The sequence below is a fragment of the Planktomarina temperata RCA23 genome (genome assembly GCF_000738435.1).
GTDB lineage: Bacteria > Pseudomonadota > Alphaproteobacteria > Rhodobacterales > Rhodobacteraceae > Planktomarina > Planktomarina temperata.
On record NZ_CP003984.1, the window covers coordinates 1,634,848 to 1,661,227 of the forward strand.

Sequence of the window (26,380 nt, forward strand, 5' to 3'; positions counted from 1 at the left end):
CTTTATTGATGGGACAATCCGCGGAACATGTTGCGATTATCATGGATGGAAATGGCCGTTGGGCGCAGCAACGCGGCCTGCCGCGGTTGGCCGGCCACCACGAGGGGGCCAAAAGAATTCGTGAAATCGTCCAAGCCTGTCCCAGTGTTGGTGTGAAGCATCTGACAATATTTGCCTTTTCAACAGAAAACTGGAAGCGCACCCAGGTTGAAGTTGGCGGCTTAATGCGCCTGTTCAAGCGTTACATATTGCGTGAGGCCCAGGATTTGGTGAATGAGGGCGTGCGGGTTCGCTTCATCGGGGATCGCTTGCGGCTCGATAAAACGCTGATCAGACTGATGGACGAGCTTGAGGCATTGACGGCTCAGAACGCCAAAGTGCACCTGACCATCGCGCTCAACTATGGGGGCCGCGATGAGGTGACGCGCGCGGCGCAGCGCATGGCGGGGGATGTGGAGCGCGGCAAGCTGGCCGCAAAAGAGGTGACGGCGGAGGTCTTGGCGCGGTATTTGGATACGCATTCACTGCCTGATCCCGATTTGGTGATCCGCACCAGCGGCGAAGCGCGCATTTCCAATTTCCTTCTGTGGCAGTCCGCCTATGCGGAATATGAGTTTATCGACACGCTTTGGCCTGATTTTAGTGCTGGCGAATTTACAAAATTGCTGGTCAATTTTGGATCGCGCGAGCGCCGCTTCGGAGCAATTCCCGCATGACACAGGACCGGTGGGCAGATCTGCCTTTGCGCTTGGCCTCGGCGATTGTATTGCTTCTTGTTTTTTCTGCGTCCCTCTATGTGGAACGCCTAGGGGTTTTAGCGCTTGGCCTGGTTGCGGTGGTGGCCATGCAATGGGAATTGGCGCGCATGTTTGGCCTCAGCGGCCGCCGCCTGTTGGCGGTGACCGTTGTGGCCGCCGTGGGATGGTTGCCTATGGCGGTCCAGCCCATGATTTTGACGCAGAGTTTGCCTCTAGCAGCCGCGGCAGGATTGCTTCCGATCCTGCTTGCAGCGGCGTTTATCGCGCATAATCGGATGGTTTATATCGGCTATGGCGCGCTCTTGACGCTTGGGATGCTGTCTTTTTGGTTTTTGGCATTAACCTTTGGTGCCATTGGCATTGCGATCTTAGCAGCCGTGGTCATACTATCGGATATTGGCGGTTATATCGCTGGGCGCTTGATGGGTGGGCCCAAGTTCTGGCCCGCGATCAGCCCGAAAAAAACCTGGAGCGGCACAGTGGCAGGATGGGCGCTGGCTGGTCTTTTTGGGCTGTATCTCATGCAGCATACAGGGGCTTGGTGGTCCGTTCCGGCTGCGATCGCCGTGGCCTTTGGTGCGCAGATGGGTGACATTGCAGAAAGCTGGGTGAAACGCCGCATGGGCGTCAAAGACAGCTCACAACTCATTCCTGGGCATGGTGGTTTTTTAGATCGCCTTGATGGATTTATCGGTGGGGCCGCCGCTTTCGGCCTGATTACAGCGTTGTTTTTATCGTGATGCGCAGGGTTTCAATCTTTGGTGCCACCGGCTCCATTGGCCAAAATACGTTGGATCTCTTGCGGCGCGATCCAACGGCCTATCAGGTGGTGGCCTTGAGCGGTGGCCGCAACATTGCACAGCTGGCCAAGGACGCGCTTGAGTTTTCCCCTGAAGTGGTTGTCACAGCCTTTGCCGATCTTTTACCAGAGCTGCAGGCGGCTATGGCGGGATCTGGCGTGGCGGTCGAGGCGGGCGCTGAGGCGATCGCCAGAGCGGCTGAGCGCCCGGCCGATTGGATCATGTCATGTATTGTGGGCGTGGCGGGGCTAACGCCCAGTTTACAGGCGGTGAAGCAAGGCACGACCTTGGCCCTGGCCAATAAAGAATCCCTTGTGGCCGCAGGTCCTATTTTGATGGCAGAGGCCCGGCGTCATGGGGCGACCATTTTGCCGGTGGACAGTGAGCATTCTGCGGTGTTTCAAGCCTTAATAGGTGAAGATATTTCGACCGTTGAGCGCATCATCATTACCGCCAGCGGCGGGGCCTTTCGCGATTGGCCCCAGGCGGATCTCGCCAAGGCCACCCCGGCGCAGGCGCAAACGCATCCCAATTGGTCCATGGGGCAAAGGATCACCATTGACAGTGCCTCTATGTTTAACAAGGCCATGGAATTGATTGAGACCAAAGAATTTTTTGGGGTTCATGAGACGCAGATCGAGACGATTATTCATCCCGAAAGCCTGATCCATGCGATGGTCGGATTTCAAGACGGCGGGATGATGGCCCATGTGGGGCCGCCTGATATGCGCCACGCCATCGGCTTTGCGCTTCACTATCCCGAGCGCCGCCCCCTGGATGTCGCACGCTTGGATCTTACGCAGATCGGCCAGTTTCGCTTCTATGCTGCCGATGAGGGGCGCTATCCGGCTCTAAGTTTGGCGCGCGAGGTGATGCGGCGGGGCAATCTGTGGGGCGCTGCGTTCAATGCGGCTAAGGAAGTGGCCTTAGATCGTTTTATTGAAGGGGATATTGGATTTTTAGATATGGCGATACTGGTTGAAAAGGCGTTGCACGCGATGGATCGCGCGGAGCTGCTGCGCGGCGCGCCTCGTGATTTAACGGATGTGTTGCAGGCCGATCAAGCCACGCGCGAAAGGGTCCGGACAATAAATGTTTGATATCGCGGCACTCTCTGCCTCTTTTGGCGGATTTATTTGGATGATCTTCTTTTTTGTCATCGCTCTATCGGTCATCGTCGCGGTGCATGAATATGGCCATTACATCGTCGGACGTTGGTGCGGTATCCATGCGGAGGTCTTCTCGGTGGGATTTGGCGCCGTGCTCCTTTCGCGTGTGGACCGGCATGGAACGCGGTGGCAATTTGCAGCGCTGCCGTTTGGCGGATTTGTCCGCTTCAAGGGAGATGCCAGTGCCGCCAGCGCACCAGATGCTGCGCTTTTGCCAAAGCTGAGTGCTGAAGAACGGCGCAAAACCATGCATGGGGCGCCCATTTGGGCGCGCGCGGCGACCTCAGCGGCCGGGCCTGTGTTCAATTTTATCCTATCAATCGCGCTCTATTGTGGGTTGTTCATGTGGCATGGCCAGTATGATGGCAGTTTGAAGATCGCGCAATTAACCCCGGTTCCGGGGGAAATGGGCCTGCAGATCGGAGATGAAATCTTGTCCGTTGAGGGGCAAGACGTGCGCAGTTACGAAGAATTTGCGACGATCGGTCAGGCACTCGTGCCCCCCGTGCGCTACACGGTGATGCGGGACGGGCGGCGCAGCTCTGTGCTGGGGCCCGTACCTTTCCCGGCATTGGTGGCGCAGGTCCAGCCGCGCTCTGCGGCGATTGAGGCGGGGTTGCAAGCCGGTGACGTGATTTTGCGGATCGATGGAAGGGCCATTAACGGGTTTTCTCAACTGCAACAGACCGTGGCCGAGGCCGATGGAGATGAAATGGGATTTTCAGTGTGGCGCGCCGGCACAGAGTTTGATGTGCGCCTCACTGCAAAATCGGTTGCGATTCCAAGCGCTAATGGTGAATTTGTAAACCGGAGATTGGTGGGCATGTCTGGTGGGACGTTCTTTAAGCCGGGTACGGATCCATTGCCCTTTGGCGTGGCGATCCGCGCGGCCGCTGAGCGCACCTGGTCGATCATTACCCTGTCTCTTGCAGGTTTGAAGCAAATGGTTCTCGGCTCGATCAGCGCCTGCAATATTTCCGGTCCGGTGGCGATTGCCGAGACGGCTGGGCAGATGGCGCGTCAGGGGGCGATGCCCTTTGTTGCTTTGATCGCAGGATTGTCGACCGCGGTTGGCTTGATGAACCTCTTTCCCATCCCGGTCTTGGATGGCGGGCATTTGCTATTTTGCGCTTATGAAGCGATCACGGGGCGCAAGCCAAGTGATTCTGCTCTGCAGATTTCGATGACCATCGGGCTGTTTTTGGTTTTGTCGCTGACAGCCTTCGCTGTGGTCATGAATTTCATGTGCCCGTAACCTGACAATGTGGCGGAAAAGCCCGGAAAATGCGGTGATTGGCACGCAGTTTTTTTTGACACAGTGCCGGCGAGGCGATAAGTTCACGAAATATTAACCAAGCCACAACAGGGACATTTGTGATGAAACTTTTTGGAGCTCATGCGGCACGGGCAACCGTTTTGATCCGCGCGTTTGGTGTCATGATGATCTCTTGCGTCTGGATGGTGCAGGCGGCGCAGGCAAATGATTTTAAAATTACTGAAATTATAGTCGACGGTAATCGGCGGATCGAGACAGAAACCATCCGCAGCTACACAGAGATCGAGACCCCGGCCGTTTTGGCGATTGGTGAGGTTAATGACGCGGTGCAGCGCGTGCGCGATTCAAACCTGTTTGAAACTGTGACGGCAGAGGTCCAAGGCAACAAGCTCAAGGTCACTGTCGTTGAATTTCCGACGGTCAATGAAGTTGTGTTTGAAGGCAATGAACGGCTTGGCGAAAAACAACTGAGCGCTTTGGTGCGCTCGCAATCTCGGCGGATCTATTCGGTCAGCCAAGTGCGTGATGATGCCAATGCCATCGCTGAGGCCTATGCCAATCAAGGCCGCATAGCCGCCTCTGTCGAACCGCGGATCATTCGGCGATCGGACAACCGGGTTGATGTGATTTTTGAGATTGCGGAGGGCGGTGTTGTGGAGATTGAACGTCTGTCCTTCGTGGGCAATCGGACGTTCTCCGATCGGCGGCTGCGCCGTGTTTTGAACACCAAACAAGCCGGTCTGCTGCGGATATTCGTACAGCGCGACACCTATGTTGAGGATCGGGTAGAATTCGACAAGCAAGTTCTGACTGATTTTTATAACTCGCGTGGCTATATTGATTTTCAAGTGCAAGCTGTGACCTCAGAGCTGTCGAAAACCAAAGATTCCTTCTTTCTCACCTTCCGCGTTCAAGAAGGGCAGCAATTCTCTTTTGGCAAGATCACCACAACGTCAGACCTTGAAGACGTGGATCCGGGTGATTTTGAAAACGCTATTAAAATTGAGCAGGGGGATATCTACTCTCCGGCCCTGGTTGAAAATACCATCACCCGGATGGAGCGCCAAGCTCTAGAACTGGGGCTTGATTTCGTGCGTGTTGAGCCGCGTGTGACCCGCAACAATGAAGGCCTGGCCTTGGATATTGATTTCAACCTGTCTCGCGGTCCGCGCGTTTTTGTTGAGCGGATTGATATTGCAGGCAATACGACCACGCTTGATCGGGTGATCCGCCGGCAGTTCAAAGTCGTTGAGGGAGATGCGTTAAACCCCCGTGAAATTCGCGCCAGCGCTGAACGGATTCGCGCGCTGGGTTTCTTTGCAAGCTCTAATGTAACCACCCGCGAGGGGTCTGCACCCAATCAAAGGATCGTCGAAGTTTCGGTGACTGAGAAGCCGACCGGCAACTTGAAATTCGGGGCCAATTATAATTCGGCCAATGGGGTCGGATTGGTGGCCAGTTTCCGCGAAGAAAATTTCTTGGGGCGGGGGCAAGCCACCAGTTTTGGAATCAATACCACGACAAGCACGCGCGGGTTTAATTTTGGGTTCAAAGAGCCATCGCTATTCAACCGAGATTTGAGCTTGAGTTTTGGGGTAGATTACCGTGGCACCAGTAAGAACAACGCCCGGTATAATACCGGTTCGTTTGAAATTGATGCAGCCTTGGGCTTTCCTGTCAGCGAATCTGGATTTTTTACCCCCAAGCTCTTCTATGAAACTGAAGAGCTGACGGATGTGACGACAAGTTCAGCAGTTATCACCGGCGAAGCTGCGGAGGGTGACCGCAAAACGCTTGGCCTGGGCTATACTTATTCTTTCGACAACCGCCGCACGGGCCTCAATCCCAAATCCGGGATGTTTTTGCGGCTGTCGCAAGATTTTGGCCTAGCCGGTGACGCGCGTTTTGTCCGCACGAATGTAAAATTGGGTGGTGAAACCTATGTGCGCAATGAAGACTTCAAAGTCACAGCGATTTTGGAGGGCGGCGCGCTGAGTTATGCCGGTGGCAGTTCAAGCCGGGTTACGGATCGTTTTTTCCTTGGGTCTGGCTTGTTTCGCGGTTTTGCACCCGGCGGTCTGGGTCCTCGCGAAGTCGACACGAGCAACTCGATTAATGACGCGCTTGGCGGTGAATACTACGCGGTTGCGCGGTTTGAGACGCAATTTCCAATCGGCCTGCCTGAAGAATATGGCATTGAGTTCGGCGCTTTCTTTGATGCGGGCTCTGTTTGGGGCTTGGATTCGGCCCATGTGGGGTCGGGTGCGAACCAAGCACCGGCCAATACGATCCTTTACGATGAGTTCACCCTGCGCGCGGTGGCTGGCGTGTCCATCTTTTGGAATACGCCGATTGGTCCACTGCGTTTCAACTTCACCGATGCGGTTAAAACTGCAGAGTATGATGTTGAGCAGAATTTTGATCTCACTATTTCGGCGTCTTTCTGATGGGCGCTTGCGCCAGGTTGCTCCGATTCTCTTTACTGTGGCTTAGCTTGCTATGGGCGCTTCTGGCGGCGCCCTTGGCGGCGCAGGAGGCCTCAATATTGGTGGTCGATCTTGATCGGGCCTATGAAACCTCTTTGTTTGGCAAATCTATGCGCGCGCAGTTTCGCGAAGACAATCAAGACGTAGCAGCTGAAAATACGCTCCTATTGAATGCCTTGAAAGATGAAGAGCTGCAGCTGACAGAGGATCGTGCGACGCTGTCTGCCGAAGAATTCGCCGCCGCCGCCGCCGCATTTGATGCGAAAGTCCAGGAAATCCGCAGCGCACGGCTTGAAAAAATTAGGCAAGTGGATGAGCAGTTTAAGAATCTGAAGCCATTGTTTTTTAGCCGAATTGAGCCCTTTTTTGACCTGGTTATGCGGGAGTTCAATGCAACTGTGATCTTGGAGAAACGCTCGGTTTTACGCAGCATCGAGGGCATCGATATCACAGATCTTCTGGTCGAGCGGGTGGATGATGCCTTTCTGGCCAGTATTTCTGCCACCGAGCCGGCCGCTGAAAATTAGACCTCGGTTTGCGCCTTGGCTCCGAACAGGCGCCAGAATGGCTGTTCGGGCAAATGTTGCACGGCGCGTCAGGCTTTGGTACCTTTACTAAAATTAAGGATAAAATACATGACCGAACTTGCAAGCGCTGACATCCAACTGATTCAAGCCATTCTTCCGCATCGTTACCCCTTTCTTCTGGTAGATCGTGTCGAAGATATCGACGGGGTGAAATCGGCGCGGGGTATCAAAAACGTCACGATGAATGAACCCCATTTTCAGGGCCATTTCCCGGGCACGCCCATTATGCCGGGGGTAACGATTATTGAGGCTCTGGCGCAAACGGCCGCTGTTATGGTGGGGGTGACCCATAACTTGGCAGATACCAATATGTTGATCTACTTTATGTCGATCGATAAATGCAAATTCCGCCGCAAAGTCGTGCCCGGCGATGTTCTGGAGTTGCATGTGGAGACCCTGCGCGGCGGATCCAAAATCTGGAAATTTAAAGGCCGTGGTTTGGTCAATGGCGAAATGGCGGCAGAGGCCGAATTCACCGCCATGATGGATTTGCCGGAGACCGCCAAGTGAGCGTCGACAGCACCGCACAGATTCATCCGTCAGCGGTCATCGAGCCGGGGGCCCGCATCGGGGCGGGCTGTGAGATTGGGCCGTTTTGTTGGATAGGGGCCCATGTGGAGCTTGCCCAAAATGTTGTTTGCACATCGCATGTGGTTATTCGTGGGCAGACCAAAGTCGGTTCAGACACGCGCATTTTCTCATTTGCCGTAATTGGTGAAATTCCGCAGGATTTGAAGTTTAAAGGCGAAGTGTCCCAGCTGGAGATTGGCCAGCGCAACACCATCCGCGAGCATGTGACCATCAATCTTGGCACCCAAGGCGGCGGCGGCGTCACCTCGATTGGCGATGACTGTTTGCTGATGGCGGGCTGCCATATCGCCCATGACGCGCGTTTGGGAAATCGGGTCATTATTGTCAATTCTGCAGCCATTGCGGGCCATGTGGTCATTGAGGATGACGTGATTGTCGGCGGGCTTTGCGGCGTGCATCAATTCGTGCGCCTTGGAAAGGGCGCTATTATTGGCGCGGTTACTATGGTGACCAATGATGTGATTCCCTATGGTCTGGTGCAGGCGTCACGGGGACAGTTGGACGGTCTCAACCTTGTTGGCTTAAAGCGCCGTGGGGTGGATCGCCAAGACATCACGGCTCTGCGCGCCGCCTTTCAGATGCTGGCGCAGGGCGAAGGGGCGTTTCAAGATCGTGCGAAACGACTTGGGGAGGAAACCGACAGTGCCTATGTTCAGGAAATTGTCGATTTTATTCTGGGCGACAGCGGTCGCTCCTTTTTGACACCGGGGTAAACGGATGCTGGCGCTGATATGCGGGCAGGGTGCTTTGCCGGGTCTGATCGTTCGAAACATCTCCCATGTGCCTTTGATTGCGGCTCTGGAGCAATTTAGGCCCGAGGGTCTTGCCGTTGATTTGACGTTTCGCCTGGAAACCCTCGGCACTTTCTTGAATGACTTGAAACTCCGCGGGGTTAAGCAGGTTTGTTTCGCCGGCGCGATTAGGCGGCCAAAAGTCGATCCCGCACAAATTGACGCGGCCACACAGCCACTTGTGAGCCAGATTGCCCGAGCGCTTTCTGACGGCGATGATGCCGCCCTACGCATCGTTATTAATATTTTCGAACAGGCCGGTTTTGAAGTGGTTGGTTTTACGCAGCTTGTACCTGAGCTTTTGCCGCCGGGCGGGGTGTTGAGCCAACGCGCAGCTGACGCTCAGGATCACAAAGATGTGGCGCGGGCTCAAACGGTGGTTGAGGGGCTCTCAGCTTTGGACATGGGGCAGGGCTGCGTTGTGGCGTCTGGCCATATCTTGGCCGTTGAAGCTTTTGGCGGCACCCGGTGGATGTTATCGCGCCTCCCGGCCGTTCGACCCGCTGATTGGCCCGAAGGGGGGGTGCTCTATAAAGCTCCGAAGGCCGGCCAAGAGCGGCGAATAGACCTGCCGGCCATTGGCCCTGAGACCATGGCGCAGGCGGCGCAGGCAGGGCTGGCGGGGGTCGCCATAGTGCAGGGCGGCGTGGTTGCCTTGGATTTACCAGATGTCATTGCTGAGGCGGATCGTTTGGGGCTGTTTCTATGGGTGTGTGAGGCGAAGCTGTGAAGCTGTTCCTTTTGGCAGGTGAGGCCTCCGGCGATCGGCTTGGGGCGGATCTGATGCGCGGGTTGCGTCACCTTACACCGGATGTAACCTTTCGAGGGATCGCCGGGCCTGAGATGCAAAGTGAAGGTTTGGACAGCCTGTTTGACATGTCCGAGCTGTCCGTCATGGGGTTGGCGGAAGTCTTGCCAAAATATTTCGCCCTAAAGCGCCGCTTGGATCAGACCGTGGCGGAGGTGCTGGCCTGGAAGCCAGATATTTTGATCACCATCGACAGTCCTGATTTCTCCTTAAGGGTGGCGCGGGCGGTGCGGGCGGCGGACCCGAAGATCAGAACCTGCCACTATGTTGCGCCGTCAGTTTGGGCTTGGCGAGCGGGGCGCGCAAAGAAAATGGCGGGCTTTATTGATCATGTGCTGGCGCTATTGCCCTTCGAGCCGCCCTATATGGAGGCCGAAGGCATGGCTTGCGATTTTGTGGGTCATCCGGTCGCGGCGCAAGCCCCGATCACCTCTAAACAGATTGCTAAGTTTCAAGCCGACTACGCCTTAGATCCAGCGCGTGAGTCTTTAATGATTCTGCCGGGATCTCGACCCTCAGAAATCAAGCGCCTGTTGCCCGTGTTCTGCCAGGTCCTATCAGAGCCATTTTTCGCAGATTTCCAGCTGATTTTTCCGACATTGCCGCATCTGGAGCCGCTCTTGCGCGAAGCGCTTAAGGGCTTGCCGCAGGAGACAGTGTTGGTCACAGGCTCCGGGCTCAGCGCGGCGGCTGCTGCCGAAGAGCGGCTGGTTGCCTATGGCGCCGCAAAAGCGGCTTTGGCGGCCTCTGGCACCGTATCGCTTGAGCTGGCAGCGGCCGGCACGCCGATGGTGATTGCCTATGACATGGGTCTCATCTCGCGGTTGATCATCGGTGCTATGCTCCAAATTGACACGGTGACCTTGGTCAACCTTGTATCAGAGACCCGGGCTGTTCCAGAATTTGTCGGTAGAGACTGTAAAGCCGCACAAATCGCACCCGCTTTGCGGCAAATTCTGAGCGCTCCCGCAGCGCAAGCGCAAGCCATAGAGGAGACGATGACGCGCCTTGGCCGTGGAGATCCAGAGTTGCCCTATCGTTCGGCGCGCGCGGTCCTCAAAGGGCTCCAATAGTCTCAATCCCGGGTGATCCAACCACCGCCCAAAACCCGGCTGCCATCGGGATCATAGAAAACGCAAGCCTGCCCCGGCGCCACACCCTCTTCGGCCATCATCAGCTCTACCACCGCTTCGGTTTCCGACAACGGGCGCAGAACCGCGTCGCGTGGCGGGCGGGTGGAGCGGACTTTTGCGGCGATGCTCCACTCGGCTTGATCAGTCAAAGGCTTGTCGCCAAGCCAATTGACTTCCTTAAGGCGCACGTGCCGTGTCGCCAGCATCTCTTTCGGTCCAACCACCACATGCCGGTTTTCGATATCCAAACGGACCACATAGATGGGATCAGTCAATCCACCGATGCCAAGACCGCGTCTTTGGCCAATGGTATAATGAATAATGCCCTCATGGGTCCCCAGAACTTTGCCGCTCTGATCGACAATGTCACCCGGTTGTGCCGAACCTGGATGCAACTTTTCAATGACCGCCGCGTAGTTACCATCTGGTACAAAGCAAATATCTTGGCTGTCAGGTTTATCGGCCACACCAAGGCCGTATTTGCTCGCCAGAGCGCGCGTTTCAGCCTTGGAGGTCAAATGCCCCAGCGGGAATCTCAGATATTCGAGCTGCTCGGTCGTGGTTGAAAATAGAAAGTAACTTTGATCGCGATTGTGATCTGCGGCCATATGCAATTGCGCACCCGTTGGGCCGGTTTTGCGTTGGATGTAATGGCCCGTGGCCATGCAATCTGCGTCAAGATCTTTGGCCGTTTGCAACAAATCTTTGAATTTCACACGCTCATTGCAGCGAATACAGGGCACGGGTGTCGCCCCAGCCAGGTAGCTTTCGGCAAAATCGTCGATAACCGCTTCGCGAAATTTATTCTCATAGTCCAAAACGTAATGCGGAAAATTGAGCTCTTCCGCCACGCGGCGCGCGTCGTGAATGTCGCGGCCAGCGCAACATGCACCCTTTTTAGCGAGTGCTGCTCCATGGTCATAAAGTTGGAGCGTAATGCCAACAACATCATAGCCTTGCGCCGCCAATTCGGCCGCAACAACCGAGCTATCAACCCCGCCTGACATGGCAACAACCACCCGGGTGTCTTCGGGCGCCTTGGCAAAACCAAGGGAATTTAAAGGGGTTTTATGGCTCATGGGAGGTGCTCAGTCCTGCAGAATTTAGCTAAATTATAATAACAAAAATCGCACGCTTCACAACACTTTAAGTGCTTTGCGGTCCATTGGCCGCGAGAAAGGAGCCTGCACATGCATATTCGCAAGGTTCGCGGTCCACGCACGGTTCAATTGCCCGATGGCGGATATTTGAGCCGTGGTGACCTGCCGCCCCCCACAACAAAACGCTGGGTCGCCTCGCGCAAGGCGACTGTTGTGAAAGCCGTGCGTTTTGGACTGATTTCATTGGAGGAAGCCTGTAATCTCTACGACTTGACCCGAGATGAATACAGCAGCTGGCAAACTGCTGTGGCCCGGCACGGGGAGTCAGCGCTGCGCGCTACGGCGTTGAAAAAGTATCGCCAATTTGATCAATAGTTTACAGAAATAGTGTTTATGGGTAACATTAAATTAACCAGTTTATTTCAGGATGTATTTAGCTGTTATTGGGGATTTTTATGCGAATACTTTTGATTGAAGATGATCCTGCCACGTCGAAAAGTATTGAACTCATGCTGGGGCATGCGAATTTCAACGTCTACACGACGGATCTGGGGGAAGAGGGCATTGATTTGGCCAAACTCTATGATTACGACCTGATTTTGCTCGACTTGGTTTTGCCTGATATTAATGGGCATGATGTGTTGCGCCAGTTGCGTGTTGCTCGGATTGATACCCCGATTCTGATCCTGTCTGGCGAGACCGATACTGAGAATAAAATGCGCGGGTTTGGCTCTGGGGCGGATGATTATCTGACCAAACCGTTTCACCGGGAGGAATTGATCGCACGGATTCACGCGATCATTCGACGCTCAAAAGGGCATTCGCAATCGATCATCAAGACCGGCGATATAGAGGTGAATTTGGACGGAAAAACCGTCGAAGTGCGCGGGAATACCGTGCATCTGACCGGTAAGGAATATCAAATGCTGGAGCTGTTGAGTCTGCGCAAAGGCACGACACTTACTAAGGAAATGTTCTTAAACCATCTCTACGGTGGCATGGATGAGCCTGAGCTAAAAATCATTGATGTATTCATATGTAAATTGAGAAAGAAATTAAGCGAAGCCACTGGGCGCGAAAATCACATCGAAACCGTCTGGGGGCGCGGATATGTGTTGCGTGACCCAAAGCCCGATGATGCGGCGCAAGATATGGCAATTTCGGCCTAAGATGGTCAGGCATGGCTTGCCGTGACGGTCAACTTTCTGGGCCTCACACTTCGGCAAGATGACAAATGTGGATGGTGTCAGAAACCCTGTGACATTGACGTCGCTTTACGATGTATGAACGCAAATCACCGTATGGCATGACAGAATCCAGCCCCTGCATCGGCCAAAGCCGTACATAATTCACAGCATAAGGCCTCTGGACGGGATCGGATCCAATCCTTAGTTTACCCCGAAGAATACGGGGGGCGGTATGGCGCAAAATCTACCAGTATCAGACATGACAGAGGACCAAGCAGCCCTTGAATTGCAGCGCTTGGCACTGACTTTGGCACAGGCTAATCGCGCCTATCATCGCGATGACCACCCGTCGATAGATGATGCCACCTACGATTGGCTCAAGCTGCGCAACGCGCAGATTGAACAAAAGTTCCCGCATCTCAAGCGCACAGATAGTCCAAGCGATCAAGTCGGGGCAAAACCAAAGGAAGGCTTTGGCAAAATCCGTCATCGCAAGCCGATGTTATCCTTGTCAAATGCCTTTGATGCGGAAGATGTGGAGGACTTCGTCGCCCGGCTTAAAAAATTCTTAAATCTTCCCCCCCAATCCCACATGCGCATGACGGCCGAACCCAAAATCGACGGGCTGTCACTGGCGGTGCGTTATGAGAAAGGGCAGCTGGTTCACGCAGTGACGCGCGGGGATGGCGAAACCGGCGAAGACGTCACAGCCAATGCGCTTACCATTGCCGATATTCCCAAGAGTTTGAGCGGGGCGCCAGATGTTCTAGAGGTGCGCGGCGAAGTCTATATGACCCATGCAGATTTTGCAGCTCTCAACGCCGCACAAGAGCAGGCCGGGCAAAAGCCCTTTTCGAACCCACGCAATGCCGCCGCAGGCTCTTTGCGTCAATTGGACGCTCAGATCACCCAGGCACGTCCCTTGTTATTTTTCGCCTATGCTTGGGGCGATCTATCCGAGCCCTTAGCACCGAGCCAATCGGCGGCGGTGGCCCGCCTGCATGCCTTGGGGTTTTCCACCAACCCCCTTTTCAAGACCTGTGATACCTCCGAAGAGTTGATCAACCATTATCGAGCGGTTGAATTGGCCCGTTCTGAACTGGGGTATGATATCGACGGCATGGTCTACAAGGTGGATGATCTGGCGCTGCAAGCGCGGCTTGGGTTCAGAGCCACCACCCCCCGCTGGGCCATAGCCCATAAATTCCCTGCGGAATTGGCCTGGACTGAATTGCTCAGCATTGACATTCAAGTTGGCCGCACAGGGGCTTTAAGCCCTGTGGCCCGTCTCAATCCGGTGACCGTTGGCGGTGTGGTGGTCTCCAATGCCACATTGCACAACGAAGATTATATCGCCGGACGTGACAGCAAAGGCCAAGGCATCCGTGGCGGCAAGGATATTCGTGTCGGCGATTGGGTGCAAATTTACCGCGCCGGCGATGTCATTCCGAAAATCGCTGATGTGGATCTGTCGCGCCGACCGGCCGATAGCCAGCCATTTGATTTCGCAGATAAGCTTAGACAGGAGGGCATCGAGGGTCGGCGCGCGCCGGGCGATGCCGTCTGGCGGTACTCTGGCGCAGAACCCCTCGCGGATTTGGCCATTGAAGCGTTGAAGCATTTTGTCTCGAGGCAGGCTTTTGACATTGAAGGTCTCGGGGCGAAACAGATTGAACAATTTTACCATCGGGGCTGGATTCGAACGCCGGTGGATATTTTCACCCTCAAGGCCCGTTTCGGGCCGGGACAATTACAGCAGGTCAGCAAGCTCGATGGATGGGGCGAAAAATCCGCGCAAAAACTCTTTGAGGGCATTGACGCGAAGCGCCGCATTGAGCTGCACCGTTTGATTTTCGCCCTTGGGATACGGCATGTGGGCGAAGGTGCGGCCAAGCTTTTGGCCAATCGTTTCGTCACTTGGGAGGCCTTCAGCGAAGCCATGCGGAACGCCGTGGCCGGCAGTGCAGCGGCGGAAGCCTTGGTGGATATCGATGGGGTGGGCGCGGTTATGGCCCAATCAGTGGTTGAACCGTTTCAAAATCCCGCGCGTTTTGCCGCCTTGCAGGTGTTGCTTGAGCAACTCGAGGTCATTCCGGCGCCGCAGATTGACAGCTCAAGCAGCCCAGTTGCAGGCAAGACAGTTGTTTTTACAGGCACCTTGACACAGATGACCCGAGCAGAGGCAAAGGCCCGTGCGGAAACGCTTGGTGCGAAAGTCTCCGGCTCTGTCAGTGCCAAGACAGATATTCTAGTGGCTGGCCCCGGCGCTGGATCAAAGGCGAAAAAGGCGGCAGAATTGGGAATTGAGACCCTTGATGAAGAGGGCTGGATCGCATTGATTGAAGGGCTATGAGCACGCGCCCCGAAATTCTTTTCCCGCTTTTTGCGGAGCTCAGCACATTGGCTGGTGTGGGCGAGAAAAGCGCCAAGGCCTTTTCTGGACTGAAAATCACCAAGCCACGCGATGTGATTTTTACCCTGCCTCATTCGGTGGTTGATCGGCGGGTGGTGCAAAGCGTGCAAGGTTTGGCGGCGCCTCAAACGCTGAGTGTGCTCGTGCGGGTGGTTAAACATATTCCGGCCCGGGTCCGTGGCAAGCCTTATCGGATCATCGTTGAGGATGCGCAAAGCACGATTGAGTTGATCTTTTTCCACGCGCGAGGGGACTATCTCGAGCTTATCTTGCCTCTGGGTGAGGAGCGATTGATTTCTGGCAAGCTCGAGGTGTTTGATCACCGCGCCCAAATGGTGCATCCCGATTATATTCTGACACCTGAGGCACAAGACGAGCTGCCCCAATTCGAGCCAGTCTATCCGCTCACCGCCGGGGTGTCGGGCAAACTCATGGCCAAAGCTGTGCGTTCGGCCATGGACAAGCTGCCGGATTTGCCCGAATGGATCGAGCCGTCTGTTCTGCGTGACAATGGCTGGCCCGATCTTACGACCGCCGTGCGCGAAGCTCATGCGCCCAAAGGCGCAGCGGATGTGGCCGCCCATAGCCCGGCACGGGCGCGCTTGGCCTATGACGAATTTTTGGCCCATCAGCTGACCAAGGCGATTGCGCGGGCGCAAGCGCGTGTTAAGACCGGGCGGATCACCGCCGGTACGGGTCAATTGCAGAGCAAGGTTTTGGAGCAACTGCCCTATGCCCCCACAGGAGCGCAGCGCCAAGCAATTTCTGAGATTGGGGCGGATATGGCCAGCCCCCGGCGCATGAACCGGCTGCTACAAGGTGACGTCGGGGCCGGGAAAACCTTGGTGGGATTCATCGCTTTGTTGCAGGCGGTGGAAAGCGGCGGGCAGGGGGTCTTGATGGCGCCGACAGAGATTTTGGCCCGCCAACACTTAGAAGGGTTACGTCCTTTGGCTGATCGTGCTGGGGTGCGGGTTGATATGCTCACCGGGCGGGACAAAAGCAGCGCACGTCGTCAAAAGCTCGAGGATTTGACCAGTGGCGCAATTGATATCCTTGTCGGCACGCATGCCGTGTTTCAAGAGCAGGTTGCCTTCAAAGATCTTCGCTTGTCGATCATTGATGAGCAGCACCGCTTTGGGGTGCAGCAACGCCTGGCATTGGGCGCGAAGGGAACTAAGGTAGATGTGCTCGTGATGAGTGCCACGCCAATCCCCCGATCTTTGGAGCTCGCGCAATATGGCGATATGGATGTCTCGACACTTTATGAAAAGCCGCCCGGGCGCAAACCCATCACCACGGCCGCGGTTCCGCTGTCGCGTTTGGCCGATGTGATTTCTAAATTAAAGGCCGCCATTGCTTCGGGCCGCCAAGCCTATTGGGTGTGCCCATTGGTCGAAGAGAGTGAAACCATTGATTTAACCGCCGCAGAAGAGCGGTTCAAAACCCTGCGCGCGGCCCTGGGTGATGGGGCTGTCGGCTTGGTGCACGGTCAATTGCCACCCTCAGAGAAGGATGCCGCAATGGCGGATTTCGTGGCGGGGAAGACAAAGGTATTGGTCGCCACCACGGTGATTGAGGTGGGGGTCGATGTGCCCAATGCGACGATCATGGTCATCGAGCGTGCGGAAAATTTTGGACTGGCACAGCTGCATCAATTGCGCGGACGCGTGGGGCGCGGTGAGGCCGCCTCGACCTGTTTGTTGATGTATCAAGCTCCGTTGAGCAAATCTGCCGAGCGGCGGCTGGGCATTATGCGAGATACCGAGGACGGGTTCCGTATTGCTGAGGAAGATCTGAAGATGCGCGGGGCTGGGGATGTGATTGGCACCGCACAATCGGGCCTGCCGCGATTTAAGGTCGCCAATTTGGAACACCAGAGCGCATTGATGGCCACAGCACATCAAGACGCGCGAATGCTGCTGCAAAGCGATCCGGCCCTTACGAGCAGTCGCGGCAAAGCGGCGCGTATCCTGCTTTGGCTGATGGAACAGGATCAGGCCGTTCATTTAATATCAGTAGGTTAAATATTATGTTCGCAAATGTTCCGTAAAAGTTCTTTACATGCATGCAGTCCTGTGAGAACAAAGTGGCAACAATAAATAAATGGGAGCAGAATATGGACAACTTTTTCTCAAACGCCCGTAAATCAAATGCCGAGGAAGCGCGCCGCTTGGAAACCAAAGAGGCGATCAAGGATGCGATTGGTGCATTCGCAATCATCGCGATGCTTTATATCGGTCTGTTTATCCCGAGCCTCTAGCCGAGGGCACAGATGCAATGCGCCTCTTGAATAAGGTGGAAGCGTGACGTGTTAAAGGCAGAGCAGAGGTTTTTTGTTCTTCTTGTGACGCGCGATCAGCTGCCGCTGCTGGCGATTTTCGGGGCAAAGCGCGGCCAAGCGGTGCTGGCTTGGTGCGGTCATCAGTTCTGGAAATATAGCAAACAGCTCGGCGCGGGCGGCTGAGGAGATGGATTTCAGGGCCTCCGGGCCGGTATGCAGGCTCTCGCAGGGCGCACCATTGGCAAATATCACCTCATGTTGATCAAATAAGAGGTGGATATATGTCACTTCGGTGCAATCTGTGTCGATATGAATTCCCGGCAAATCTGTGAGCTTTACCGCGGCAATCAAGCTGTCCTGCGTGCCAAACATGCGCTGATTGATGGGCGATGACACCAAAACCCGATGTTGGCGGGAAAGGCGTAGGGGCTCACGAGGCAGACCCTGGCCTAAGGCACCGATGGAAATTTCGATGGGTCTAAATCTGTCTTTGGGGAAATAGGGTGCGAGTTTTACCGATCTTCTCCCGATCCAACGGATGGTTTGTGGACCGTGGTGCCGGGTGCGCACAAGATCGCCCACACAGAGCGTTTCTACGCGCCTTGCACCGGCCGGGGTGTCAATCCAAGTTCCCGCAGTAAAACAGGGCGTAGTTTGCTGCGCGATCTGCGCATAGGGCATAGGATCGCCCAAAGAGAAGTTCGAAAGGCTGTAGGTCACCCCATCCGTTAGATCTTGCGTGAAAAGCAAGTAGCCCTCCACTTGAGACGACGCGAGCATGCGCCAAACCTTGAAGCTCGTTCCGTCCGAGCCAGTGACCGTCCAAGACCCACCTACTCTTGCGTTGCTATTGTGGATGATACCATTCAGCGATTTTAGCAGCTCTAAGCTGGTATCCGTAATTGTCAGCTGTGCATCACTATCGGTAAACACGAGGGTTTCGATTTGCGTATTGGCCTCGTCATAGGTGAACGATCCTGTGTTTCCCCAAGTGAATCCACCCCCCAAAACATTGGGTGCAGTGCCATCGATTGCGTGCAGAGTATGATCAGGCATTATGACTGCGCTTTATGTTATAAAGATAATTAATCAAAAAATTGATTAAATTTGCAGTCAATGTGTCTTCAACTGGTTAATTCTGCGTTAACAATATATCGGATTATGCTGAATTTTGTGCAGCGATGCTGGCGCAAGCCTCGGCTGTGGCGTCGAGCGATAAAAGAATGCTTGCGTGTCGGTTCTTATACTCAGAAGCGGGCGCGAGCACCTCAAAACCGTCAAACGGTGGGCCGGGCGGTGGCCCTCCGGATTTAAGCATCGCAGCCAGCTCATCGCGCGCGCGCACCACCTCTTCAGCGGAGCGGCCAATGATGTTTTGCGCCGCTACACTTGCCGCCGCTTGGCCAAGGGCGCAGGCTTTCACATTTTGCGCAAATTCAGTAATTTTGCCATTTTGCATAATGACATCAACCGTCACCTTCGATCCACAAAGCGGCGAGCGTTTCATGGCGCTGGCGTCTGGATTGTCCAGACTGCCCACATGCGGCATCTGCGCTGCGAGGGCGAGAATGCGTGTGGAATAAAGTTTGATCAACTCAATTTGTTCAGTCATTGTTTGGACATTCCCCGTTGCACCCAATAGATAAGCCGCAGAAGTGAAATGCAAGAGGAGGTCTGACATGTTCGACCCGCAAACGTTAAAATATGATGCCAACGGACTGTTGCCGGTGATTGCTCAATGCGCTGAGACGCATGAAGTTTTAATGTTGGCTTGGATGAATGCGGAAGCGGTGACCGAAACCTTGCGCAGCCGCAGCGTGACCTATTGGTCCCGGTCACGGCAGAGTTTTTGGGTGAAAGGGGCAACCAGCGGACACCGGCAGACATTGGTCGATCTGCGGTACGATTGCGATCAAGATTGCCTTTTGGCGATCGTGATGCAGGAAGGACCGGCCTGCCACACCAATCGCCGCAGCTGCTTTTATACGTCGGTTATCATGGGTGATACGCGTGAATTAAGTCAGCCAATTGTCTGAAATATATTACAATAAGATCATGAATTGGAGCGTGTCGGCAGCCCGACCATCGCGCGGATATCGTCAGGACTCGCCCCTTCGCTTCGGAATTTTGCAATGGCTTTGGCGTCATCTCGCTTGGCGAGGCGCTTACCGTTGGAATCTCGAATGAGGGCGTGGTGATGGTAGATCGGCTTTGCGTAGCCCAGGAGGTGTTGCAATAAGGCATGAATGGGTGTGGCGCTCAGCAGATCGGCACCCCGCACCACATGGGTGATGTCTTGCGCCGCATCATCCACCACGACCGCAAGATGATATGCTGCGGCACCATCACTGCGGGCCAATACAGCATCTCCAATATTATCAATAAAATGATCGACATTATTAATGTGATCAATTGGTGTTATGAGGTCATCTGAAAGCTCTTGAAACGCGATCTTAGAGCAGCCCGCCAGCGCAGCCGCCATATCCAGCCGCCGCGCCTGCCCAGCAAGGAGATGGCCGGCTATATGTGGACGACAGGTCCCAGGATAGACCAGCCCATCGGGTCCCCAATTGGGCGGTGTACCTTCTTGGGGTGCTGACGCAGCCTGTGCAATATCGCGGCGGCTGCATTTACATCCATAGATCAGCCCGCGCCCTAAAAGTGCTGTGAGAGCCGCCTCATAGGCCGCGCTGCGTGTGGCTTGGCGCAATACAGGCCCGTCCCAGGTCAGGCCGAGCCAGGCCAAGTCATCAAAGATCTGCGCCTCCCATTCAGGCCGCGCGCGGCTTTGATCAAGATCTTCAATCCTAAGCAAAAACATGCCGCCCTGGCGGCGGGCGAAATCATGAGCCGTGATGGCGGAATAGGCATGTCCAAGATGCAGCGGGCCCGTGGGAGAGGGGGCAAAGCGTGTGCGGATCACAGGCGCCTCAAGATCAGAACATCCGAGCCCATTGGGGGCTCTCGCAGGTGCAAGCCATTTTCTCGATACATCAGCTCGACGCGACCTTGGTTAATCTCAGTCGTCAAAACAGCATCATAGCTGCCATGGGCGACAGTGGGGTCATTAAAGGACAGGCCGATGACCCCGCCGGGCTTTAGGTGATCAATGATCAGGCTCAAAGTTTCGGGCGGCGCGGCGCCGAGGGAAACAACGCCCGCAGCGATGATCACCGAATATTGCCCTTCCGTCACACCGGTGATCTCACCAGGGCGCCCTTGCCAAAGGTTGGTGTAGAGCGCTCGCGCCCTGGCTTTTTCAAGCATGGGCGCTGAGATGTCCAATCCATCAATATTTGTAAATCCGGCATTTTGCAGCGCGAGGCCAGACAGACCGGTGCCGCAGCCGAAATCCAAAATACGGTCATTCAGCTGCACATAGGGTTTTAAAGCCGCGGCAATGCGGCGCGGGGTGTCATAGCCGGCTTCGGCCAAATCTTCATCATAATGAGAGGCCCAATCGGCATAGATTTCCAAAGTTTCTTCTACCGGGCGTGGCACCCAGAGAGGGAATTTAGTGGGTAAATTGCGATCCTGCGTCATGGCGATAGCCTAGAGTTTGGTGCTGTTTTGGCAAGAGATTATCGCTCCAGCCAGGCTGAAAACGTCTCTTTGGCACGGTCCGTATAGGCTTTGTAGCGCTCCTTGCGCCGCTTGCGTCCGCCCTTGACCGTATCAATTGGTGGAAAAAGCCCGAAGTTTACATTCATCGGTTGGAAGGTCTTAGCCACAGCGCCGCCCGTGATGTGGGTGATCAATGCGCCACAACCGGTATCGGGTCCCGGCGGCGGCAGAGTGTGACCTGAGAGTTCCGCGGCCGCCATACGGCCCGCCACCATGCCCATGGCCGCGCTTTCGACATAGCCCTCAACGCCCGTAATTTGCCCAGCAAAACGGATATTGGGCTTGCTTTTTAGCTGCATTTGCGGCGTGAGCAGGGTGGGGGAGTTGATGAAGGAATTGCGGTGAATCCCGCCCAATCTTGCAAATTCCGCCTCTTCCAGGCCTGGGATCATACGCAATACGCGGGTTTGCGCGCCATATTTCATCTTGGTTTGAAACCCGACAATATTAAACAGCGTGCCCAAAGCGTTGTCCCGGCGCAGTTGCACCACCGCGTAGGGCTTATTCTCTGGATCATGGGCGTTGCACAGCCCAACCGGCTTCATCGGGCCAAAGCGCAGGGTTTCGCGGCCACGTTCGGCCATGACCTCAATCGGAAGGCAGCCGTCAAAATACCCGGCTGTTTCACCTGGTTTGAACTCGGTTTTCTCGGCCTTGAGCAGCGCATCGATGAAGGCCTCATATTGCGCTTTGCTCATCGGGCAGTTGAGATAGGCTGTGCGCTCTTCTTCGGTTTCGCCCTTGTCATAGCGCGACTGCATCCAAGCGCGGCTCATGTCGATGCTGTCGGCATAGATGATCGGTGCAATTGCATCGAAAAAGGCCAGGGCCTCTGACCCCGTCTCCGCCTGTATCGCCTCGGCCAATGCGCCAGAGGTCAACGGTCCCGTGGCTACAATCCACTGCCCCTCATCGGGCAGATGGGTGATTTCGTCATAGGTGACGTTAATTAAAGGATGCGCATGGATCGCCGCCGTGATGCTTTTGGCATAGGGTTCGCGATCCACCGCCAAAGCACCGCCTGCGGGTATGCGATGCTTATCAGCCGTGGCCAAAATGAGGCTGCCCGCGGCCCGCATCTCCCAATGCACCAAACCCACGGCGTTTTGCTCGTCATCATCCGAACGGAAGGAGTTGGAGCATACCATCTCACCCAAATCACCGGTTTGATGGGCAAAGGTCTCCACCTTTGGGCGCATTTCGTAAATCGTCACCGGCACGCCAAGCTGTGCTGCTTGCCATGCCGCTTCGCAACCGGCCATGCCGCCGCCGATGATGTTTAATCTTTGTGTCATGGCAGGCGATGTAATGGCATGCGCGGCAGAAGGGAAGAGCTCAGTCTTGCGACCAATTGGGATCGCGTTTCTCAATAAAGGCGGCAATCCCTTCCTCAGTGTCCCGGTTCAGCATATTCTCCACCATGACGTTGCCGGTGTAGGCATAGGCTTGGTCTAGTGGCATCTGAATTTGCTGGTAGAAGGCGGTTTTGCCGGTCTTGACCGCAGAGCCGAGTTTGGATGCGATGAGCTCTGCCAAGGCGCGGGCGCTGGGGGCAAGCTCAATTTCCGGCACCACGCGATTGATCAGGCCGGCGTGTTTGGCCTCATCGGCCGTCATAAATTCGCCAGTGACCAACATTTCGAATGCGCGTTTGCGGGCAATGTTGCGCGAGAGCGCCACCATGGGCGTTGAGCAAAACAGGCCGATATTGACGCCATTCACTCCGAACCTCGTGCCTTCCGCTGCAACGGCCAGATCACAACTGGCCACCAGCTGACAACCTGCGGCGGTCGCGATCCCATGAACCTGGGCAATCACAGGTTGGGGGATTTCTTGCACAGTTTGCATGAAGGTTGCACAGCGATCAAAGAGATCCTTAAAGGCCGCAGCGCCGCCATCGGCATTTTGCCGTGCCGCAGTCATTTGCTTGAGATCATGACCCGCGCAGAAGGCTTTTCCAGTTCCAGCCAGCACCACCGCCCGGATCGTTTTATCTGATTTCAATGCGTTCAATGTGTTTTGAAGCGCGGCAAGCATCTCGTCCGAGAGCGCATTGAGCCGCTCAGGTGCATTCATTGTAAGGTAGGCGACGGCGTTTTCGTCGCGGCGTGTCAAAATTGCCATCTTGCTCTCCATTAACTTCCTCGTCACCATAACCAAAAGCTGAGGAGCGCGACAATGGCACTTAAAATGAACGCTGCGGAACTGAAGGCTTTTTTGCTGCGCGAATTTCCGCAAGTGGCGGATGAATTCGAAATTACAGACCTGAGCACGGAGCGGCTGGACGTGGCACTTCATGTGCAGGACAAGCATCTGCGTCCGGGTGGCACCGTCTCGGGGCCGTCAATGTTCGCTTTGGCTGATGTGGCGGCCTATTTGCATATTCTTGCGCTGATCGGCCCAAAAGCCTTAGCGGTGACCACAAATTGCGGGATTGATTTCATGCGCAAACCCAGCGCAGGCGCGGATTTACTGTGCAAAAATGAGGTGGTCAAACTTGGCCGGTCCTTGGCTGTATGTCAGAGTATGATCTATTCAGCGGACCAAACCCAGCCGGTGGCCCGCGCCAATTTGACCTATGCCATTCCGCGTGATGGGTGAGGGGGGGCAGGCTGGGCGTTGGGGTAAAATAATACCTTATTTTTAGGATAATGATTTTAAACGGTTTTTTATGGCATTTCGATGTTGACTGCATCTCGGCAATCTCTATAACCCGCTCATCACCAACCTCGATGGGTATAAAAAATGAAAACCTTCTCTGCAACACCTGCAGATATCGACAAAAAATGGATTCTGATCGACGCCGAAGGCGTTGTTTTGGGCCGTTTGGCTTCGATTATCGCAATGCGCCTGCGTGGCAAACACAAAGCCACCTTCACACCGCACATGGACATGGGCGACAATGTGATTGTGATCAATGCTGAAAAAGTTCAGCTGACGGGTAACAAGCGCAACAAAGAAAACTACTGGCACACCGGGTACCCAGGTGGGATCAAATCCCGCACCACGGGCACGATCCTGGAGGGCAAGTATCCTGAGCGCGTTTTGACACAAGCTGTGAAGCGCATGTTGCCAGGTAACCGTCTGTCGCGTCAGATTATGACCAATCTGCGTGTCTATGCAGGCGCCGAGCATCCACATGAGGCGCAAGCCCCAGACGTATTGGATGTAAAAGTCATGAACAAGAAAAACACACGGGTATAAGCGATGTCAGATCAAATTACATCTCTCGAAGACCTGGCAGCGGTCGCCGAAGGCACCTCTGCTGTGGTTGAAATCGCAGCGCCTCGGGAACCTGTTCGCGATGACTTGGGCCGCAGCTACGCCACTGGCAAACGTAAAGACGCGGTTGCCCGTGTCTGGATCAAACCAGGTTCCGGCAAAGTGACTGTGAACGGCAAAGATCAAGACGCTTACTTTGCGCGCCCTGTTCTGCAGCTGATCTTGCGTCAACCGATGCAGGTGGCCGGTGTTGAAGGCGAATTTGACGTGGTTGCCACAGTCAAAGGCGGCGGTTTGACAGGCCAAGCGGGCGCTGTGAAACACGGCATCTCGAAAGCCTTGCAACTCTATGAACCCAGCCTGCGCGGCGCCCTGAAAGCCGCCGGCTTCCTGACGCGCGACAGCCGGGTCGTGGAACGCAAAAAATTCGGTAAGCGCAAAGCCCGTCGGAGCTTCCAGTTCTCGAAACGTTAAAGTCTGACTTACAGATAATAAAACAATTACAAGGGCTTGCAGTTTTGCGAGCCCTTTTTTTATGGATATTATGCGTAACACAAGCGTAACATCCAATTGAAATCATTGACGCAGAAGATTGTGGATGTAACATAAGCGTAACAGTTAGCACAACTCAAAGACGTAACATCAATGGCATATTACATGACAAAAGAGAATATTTTAATGGAGGGTTGATACTTTATCAGCGTGATTTAGAGGTAAGTAATCCAATTGCTAAAACACATAATAAACCAAAATGGTATATGCGTGTTAAAATTAAGGGAATGAAGGGTAGGGCACTTGTACGCAGTACTAAACTAACTGAGTTTGAAGATGCGTATGAATATGCAAAAGAAGAGTACTTGCGTTTACACTCTGCAATTCGTTTAGGACATACAATAGACGAGTATACGTTTGAACAACATTGGAATGAGTGGTTTGAACGTAAAATTAAAGAGGGTGTTTGGACTGAAAGTAGACAGCGTTGGCAGTACAATTACTTCAAAAGATATTTTAGTGAGTATTTCACACGTAACAATAAAAGTTTACTTCTAAATGAAATTAATGGTTCAGTTGCTAACGGTTATTGGCAATGGCGAATAAATTATTGGGATACTGAAAAAGGCAAAGCACTTAAAAAGTATAACCCTAAACGTAGAAATACAAAAAATACTGCAACTCTTAATACGTCAAAAGTGCCTGCCAATAAGACACTTAAGATGGAACAAAGTGCATTAAATCAAATAATTTATGATGCGTTTGAAAACGGAAGAATACAGCAAGTATTCAAATTAAAAGCACCAAGTGTAGGTAATAAAGACAGTCAACGTGCAAGTTTTACTGAAGAAGAGTACAACGTACTTACACGCTACTTGCGTAGTTACAGAGACAACGTTGGTATCTTTAAGGGTACTAACGTGCATAAAATGCATATGCTTCAACGTCAGCAAATGTATTACCTTATACTGTTTATTGCGAATAGTGGCTTAAGGGTAGGGGAGGTAAGGGAACTTACTTGGCAAGATTGTAAGTTTGATATTGATAATGGTAATGATGAATTAATTGCAGAAATACGTGTAAGTCAGAATACTAAAACAAAGAAAGTACGTAACGTACAAACACAACCTTCTGCAAATACTTCCTTACAAAGATGGAGACAAATTTCTCCTTTCAAGAAGCAAAAGAACTTTGTTTTTTTTAGTGGAAGCACTGATGAGCAAAAGCAATTTACTGACTTAAACAAAACATTCAAAACAATATTAAAGAAAATTCCTTACAATGATAGGGAAGATGGTTTGCTAAATGACGCAGATGGTAAGCGTAGAAGTTTGTACAGCCTACGTCACGTTTATGCATCTTTCCGTTTGAATAGAGGTGTAAGTATATACGATTTAAGTTTGAATATGGGTACACGTGTTGTGCAAATTGAAAAACATTATTCGCATTTACTATCTGCACAACGTAAATCTCAAATTACGCAAATGCCAAAGCGTGTGAAGAAAGATGATATTAAAGTTGTAGAGGGTAGTTTGTTGGATACAGCATTTGAAGCATTTAAGAACGGCAAGTTAAGTGAAAGTGCGTTTAACGAGATTGTATCTTTGCATACAAAGGGTGGCTAAATACTTTTGTGAAAAGGGTTCTACAGAGTAAGAA

At 53.8% G+C, this 26,380-nt stretch carries 27 protein-coding genes; 20 read left to right on the plus strand and 7 right to left on the minus strand.

The features are described 5' to 3' along the window. The first annotated feature begins 8 nt into the window (after nt 1-8). The 10 genes from uppS to lpxB all read left to right on the plus strand — a co-directional run bounded on the left by uppS (nt 9) and on the right by lpxB (nt 10,339). Entirely contained in the window at nt 9-716 is a 708-nt protein-coding gene (uppS, locus tag RCA23_RS07755; RefSeq protein WP_044049829.1) for a polyprenyl diphosphate synthase, read from the plus strand. After that, nucleotides 713-1,498: a phosphatidate cytidylyltransferase gene (locus RCA23_RS07760; protein ID WP_044049830.1), complete on the plus strand. Its 786-nt coding sequence runs from the start codon at nt 713-715 to the stop codon at nt 1,496-1,498. Before uppS ends, RCA23_RS07760 begins: the two co-directional genes overlap by 4 nt. Then, nucleotides 1,498-2,658 (plus strand): 1-deoxy-D-xylulose-5-phosphate reductoisomerase, encoded by a 1,161-nt coding sequence (dxr, locus tag RCA23_RS07765; RefSeq protein WP_044049831.1) that lies wholly within the window; start codon nt 1,498-1,500, stop codon nt 2,656-2,658. The genes RCA23_RS07760 and dxr overlap by 1 nt, the downstream gene beginning before the upstream one ends. Then, entirely contained in the window at nt 2,651-3,982 is a 1,332-nt protein-coding gene (gene rseP, locus RCA23_RS07770) for an RIP metalloprotease RseP (protein ID WP_044049832.1), read from the plus strand. Before dxr ends, rseP begins: the two co-directional genes overlap by 8 nt. 122 nt (nt 3,983-4,104) lie before the next feature. Continuing rightward, entirely contained in the window at nt 4,105-6,450 is a 2,346-nt protein-coding gene (bamA, locus tag RCA23_RS07775; protein ID WP_081870930.1) for an outer membrane protein assembly factor BamA, read from the plus strand. Nucleotides 6,451-6,467: 17 nt separating this feature from the next. Further along, the gene (locus tag RCA23_RS07780) at nt 6,468-7,016 is read left to right on the plus strand and encodes an OmpH family outer membrane protein (RefSeq protein WP_169701370.1); all 549 of its coding nucleotides are present in this window, start codon (nt 6,468-6,470) and stop codon (nt 7,014-7,016) included. Nucleotides 7,017-7,124: 108 nt separating this feature from the next. Continuing rightward, on the plus strand, nt 7,125-7,586 hold the full coding sequence (gene fabZ, locus RCA23_RS07785) for a 3-hydroxyacyl-ACP dehydratase FabZ (RefSeq protein WP_044049833.1): 462 nt from the start codon (nt 7,125-7,127) through the stop codon (nt 7,584-7,586). Further along, nucleotides 7,583-8,380 (plus strand): acyl-ACP--UDP-N-acetylglucosamine O-acyltransferase, encoded by a 798-nt coding sequence (gene lpxA / locus RCA23_RS07790; RefSeq protein WP_044049834.1) that lies wholly within the window; start codon nt 7,583-7,585, stop codon nt 8,378-8,380. Before fabZ ends, lpxA begins: the two co-directional genes overlap by 4 nt. Nucleotides 8,381-8,384: 4 nt before the next feature. Then, nucleotides 8,385-9,188 (plus strand): LpxI family protein, encoded by an 804-nt coding sequence (locus tag RCA23_RS07795; protein ID WP_044049835.1) that lies wholly within the window; start codon nt 8,385-8,387, stop codon nt 9,186-9,188. Further along, nucleotides 9,185-10,339, plus strand: coding sequence for a lipid-A-disaccharide synthase (gene lpxB / locus RCA23_RS07800; RefSeq protein ID WP_044049836.1), 1,155 nt, complete (start codon nt 9,185-9,187; stop codon nt 10,337-10,339). Before RCA23_RS07795 ends, lpxB begins: the two co-directional genes overlap by 4 nt. A gap of 2 nt (nt 10,340-10,341) precedes the next feature. Here lpxB and mnmA read toward each other — a convergent pair whose 3' ends face one another. Continuing rightward, on the minus strand, nt 10,342-11,478 hold the full coding sequence (mnmA, locus tag RCA23_RS07805) for a tRNA 2-thiouridine(34) synthase MnmA (RefSeq protein WP_044049837.1): 1,137 nt from the start codon (nt 11,476-11,478) through the stop codon (nt 10,342-10,344). A 111-nt stretch (nt 11,479-11,589) separates the two neighbouring features. Here mnmA and sciP point away from each other — a divergent pair, with 111 nt between their 5' ends. From sciP to RCA23_RS16500, 5 genes are all read left to right on the plus strand, one after another. Then, the gene (sciP, locus tag RCA23_RS07810) at nt 11,590-11,874 is read left to right on the plus strand and encodes a CtrA inhibitor SciP (protein WP_044049838.1); all 285 of its coding nucleotides are present in this window, start codon (nt 11,590-11,592) and stop codon (nt 11,872-11,874) included. 80 nt (nt 11,875-11,954) lie between these two features. Next, entirely contained in the window at nt 11,955-12,668 is a 714-nt protein-coding gene (gene ctrA / locus RCA23_RS07815) for a response regulator transcription factor CtrA (RefSeq protein ID WP_044049839.1), read from the plus strand. A 250-nt stretch (nt 12,669-12,918) separates the two neighbouring features. Then, a complete protein-coding gene (gene ligA, locus RCA23_RS07820) occupies nt 12,919-15,039 on the plus strand; it encodes an NAD-dependent DNA ligase LigA (RefSeq protein ID WP_044049840.1) in 2,121 nt (706 codons plus the stop codon). Next, a complete protein-coding gene (gene recG / locus RCA23_RS07825) occupies nt 15,036-17,126 on the plus strand; it encodes an ATP-dependent DNA helicase RecG (RefSeq protein ID WP_044049841.1) in 2,091 nt (696 codons plus the stop codon). Before ligA ends, recG begins: the two co-directional genes overlap by 4 nt. A gap of 92 nt (nt 17,127-17,218) precedes the next feature. Then, a complete protein-coding gene (locus tag RCA23_RS16500) occupies nt 17,219-17,362 on the plus strand; it encodes a hypothetical protein (RefSeq protein WP_169701371.1) in 144 nt (47 codons plus the stop codon). Between the two features lie 51 nt (nt 17,363-17,413). Here the strand turns inward: RCA23_RS16500 and RCA23_RS15980 are convergent, their stop codons facing one another. Further along, a complete protein-coding gene (locus RCA23_RS15980; RefSeq protein ID WP_052377092.1) occupies nt 17,414-18,439 on the minus strand; it encodes a Hint domain-containing protein in 1,026 nt (341 codons plus the stop codon). Nucleotides 18,440-18,542: 103 nt separating this feature from the next. Further along, nucleotides 18,543-18,995, minus strand: coding sequence for an iron-sulfur cluster assembly scaffold protein (locus RCA23_RS07835; RefSeq protein WP_044051399.1), 453 nt, complete (start codon nt 18,993-18,995; stop codon nt 18,543-18,545). A gap of 67 nt (nt 18,996-19,062) precedes the next feature. On the opposite strand from RCA23_RS07835, the gene hisI reads away from it, so the two are divergent. Further along, a complete protein-coding gene (gene hisI, locus RCA23_RS07840) occupies nt 19,063-19,419 on the plus strand; it encodes a phosphoribosyl-AMP cyclohydrolase (protein WP_044049842.1) in 357 nt (118 codons plus the stop codon). 17 nt (nt 19,420-19,436) lie between these two features. Here the strand turns inward: hisI and gluQRS are convergent, their stop codons facing one another. From gluQRS to RCA23_RS07860, 4 genes are read right to left on the minus strand one after another with little or no spacing between them, the layout of a single operon-like run. Then, nucleotides 19,437-20,306 (minus strand): tRNA glutamyl-Q(34) synthetase GluQRS, encoded by an 870-nt coding sequence (gluQRS, locus tag RCA23_RS07845; RefSeq protein ID WP_169701372.1) that lies wholly within the window; start codon nt 20,304-20,306, stop codon nt 19,437-19,439. After that, the gene (locus RCA23_RS07850) at nt 20,303-20,926 is read right to left on the minus strand and encodes a methyltransferase domain-containing protein (RefSeq protein ID WP_044049843.1); all 624 of its coding nucleotides are present in this window, start codon (nt 20,924-20,926) and stop codon (nt 20,303-20,305) included. The genes gluQRS and RCA23_RS07850 overlap by 4 nt, the downstream gene beginning before the upstream one ends. Nucleotides 20,927-20,964: 38 nt before the next feature. Further along, on the minus strand, nt 20,965-22,317 hold the full coding sequence (gene trmFO / locus RCA23_RS07855) for a methylenetetrahydrofolate--tRNA-(uracil(54)-C(5))-methyltransferase (FADH(2)-oxidizing) TrmFO (RefSeq protein WP_347721378.1): 1,353 nt from the start codon (nt 22,315-22,317) through the stop codon (nt 20,965-20,967). 25 nt (nt 22,318-22,342) lie between these two features. Beyond that, complete coding sequence (locus RCA23_RS07860; protein WP_044049845.1) at nt 22,343-23,131, minus strand: enoyl-CoA hydratase; 789 nt, start codon at nt 23,129-23,131, stop codon at nt 22,343-22,345. 54 nt (nt 23,132-23,185) lie between these two features. Between RCA23_RS07860 and RCA23_RS07865 the strand changes: the two genes are divergently transcribed. The 4 genes from RCA23_RS07865 to RCA23_RS07880 all read left to right on the plus strand — a co-directional run bounded on the left by RCA23_RS07865 (nt 23,186) and on the right by RCA23_RS07880 (nt 26,346). Beyond that, nucleotides 23,186-23,608: a PaaI family thioesterase gene (locus RCA23_RS07865; protein WP_044049846.1), complete on the plus strand. Its 423-nt coding sequence runs from the start codon at nt 23,186-23,188 to the stop codon at nt 23,606-23,608. Nucleotides 23,609-23,752: 144 nt separating this feature from the next. Continuing rightward, on the plus strand, nt 23,753-24,211 hold the full coding sequence (gene rplM, locus RCA23_RS07870) for a 50S ribosomal protein L13 (RefSeq protein ID WP_044049847.1): 459 nt from the start codon (nt 23,753-23,755) through the stop codon (nt 24,209-24,211). 3 nt (nt 24,212-24,214) lie between these two features. Continuing rightward, the gene (rpsI, locus tag RCA23_RS07875; protein WP_044049848.1) at nt 24,215-24,703 is read left to right on the plus strand and encodes a 30S ribosomal protein S9; all 489 of its coding nucleotides are present in this window, start codon (nt 24,215-24,217) and stop codon (nt 24,701-24,703) included. A 212-nt stretch (nt 24,704-24,915) separates the two neighbouring features. Continuing rightward, the gene (locus RCA23_RS07880) at nt 24,916-26,346 is read left to right on the plus strand and encodes a tyrosine-type recombinase/integrase (protein WP_236631330.1); all 1,431 of its coding nucleotides are present in this window, start codon (nt 24,916-24,918) and stop codon (nt 26,344-26,346) included. The last annotated feature ends 34 nt before the right edge of the window (nt 26,347-26,380 follow it).

Coding starts and splice junctions, on each gene's coding strand:
- uppS (WP_044049829.1), top strand. CDS start 9: ATGGGACAATCCGCGGAACATGTTGCGATTATCATGGATGGAAATGGC.
- RCA23_RS07760 (WP_044049830.1), top strand. CDS start 713: ATGACACAGGACCGGTGGGCAGATCTGCCTTTGCGCTTGGCCTCGGCG.
- dxr (WP_044049831.1), top strand. CDS start 1,498: ATGCGCAGGGTTTCAATCTTTGGTGCCACCGGCTCCATTGGCCAAAAT.
- rseP (WP_044049832.1), top strand. CDS start 2,651: ATGTTTGATATCGCGGCACTCTCTGCCTCTTTTGGCGGATTTATTTGG.
- bamA (WP_081870930.1), top strand. CDS start 4,105: ATGAAACTTTTTGGAGCTCATGCGGCACGGGCAACCGTTTTGATCCGC.
- fabZ (WP_044049833.1), top strand. CDS start 7,125: ATGACCGAACTTGCAAGCGCTGACATCCAACTGATTCAAGCCATTCTT.
- RCA23_RS07795 (WP_044049835.1), top strand. CDS start 8,385: ATGCTGGCGCTGATATGCGGGCAGGGTGCTTTGCCGGGTCTGATCGTT.
- mnmA (WP_044049837.1), bottom strand. CDS start 11,478: ATGAGCCATAAAACCCCTTTAAATTCCCTTGGTTTTGCCAAGGCGCCC.
- sciP (WP_044049838.1), top strand. CDS start 11,590: ATGCATATTCGCAAGGTTCGCGGTCCACGCACGGTTCAATTGCCCGAT.
- ctrA (WP_044049839.1), top strand. CDS start 11,955: ATGCGAATACTTTTGATTGAAGATGATCCTGCCACGTCGAAAAGTATT.
- ligA (WP_044049840.1), top strand. CDS start 12,919: ATGGCGCAAAATCTACCAGTATCAGACATGACAGAGGACCAAGCAGCC.
- recG (WP_044049841.1), top strand. CDS start 15,036: ATGAGCACGCGCCCCGAAATTCTTTTCCCGCTTTTTGCGGAGCTCAGC.
- RCA23_RS16500 (WP_169701371.1), top strand. CDS start 17,219: ATGGACAACTTTTTCTCAAACGCCCGTAAATCAAATGCCGAGGAAGCG.
- RCA23_RS15980 (WP_052377092.1), bottom strand. CDS start 18,439: ATGCCTGATCATACTCTGCACGCAATCGATGGCACTGCACCCAATGTT.
- RCA23_RS07835 (WP_044051399.1), bottom strand. CDS start 18,995: ATGACTGAACAAATTGAGTTGATCAAACTTTATTCCACACGCATTCTC.
- hisI (WP_044049842.1), top strand. CDS start 19,063: ATGTTCGACCCGCAAACGTTAAAATATGATGCCAACGGACTGTTGCCG.
- RCA23_RS07850 (WP_044049843.1), bottom strand. CDS start 20,926: ATGACGCAGGATCGCAATTTACCCACTAAATTCCCTCTCTGGGTGCCA.
- RCA23_RS07860 (WP_044049845.1), bottom strand. CDS start 23,131: ATGGCAATTTTGACACGCCGCGACGAAAACGCCGTCGCCTACCTTACA.
- RCA23_RS07865 (WP_044049846.1), top strand. CDS start 23,186: ATGGCACTTAAAATGAACGCTGCGGAACTGAAGGCTTTTTTGCTGCGC.
- rplM (WP_044049847.1), top strand. CDS start 23,753: ATGAAAACCTTCTCTGCAACACCTGCAGATATCGACAAAAAATGGATT.
- rpsI (WP_044049848.1), top strand. CDS start 24,215: ATGTCAGATCAAATTACATCTCTCGAAGACCTGGCAGCGGTCGCCGAA.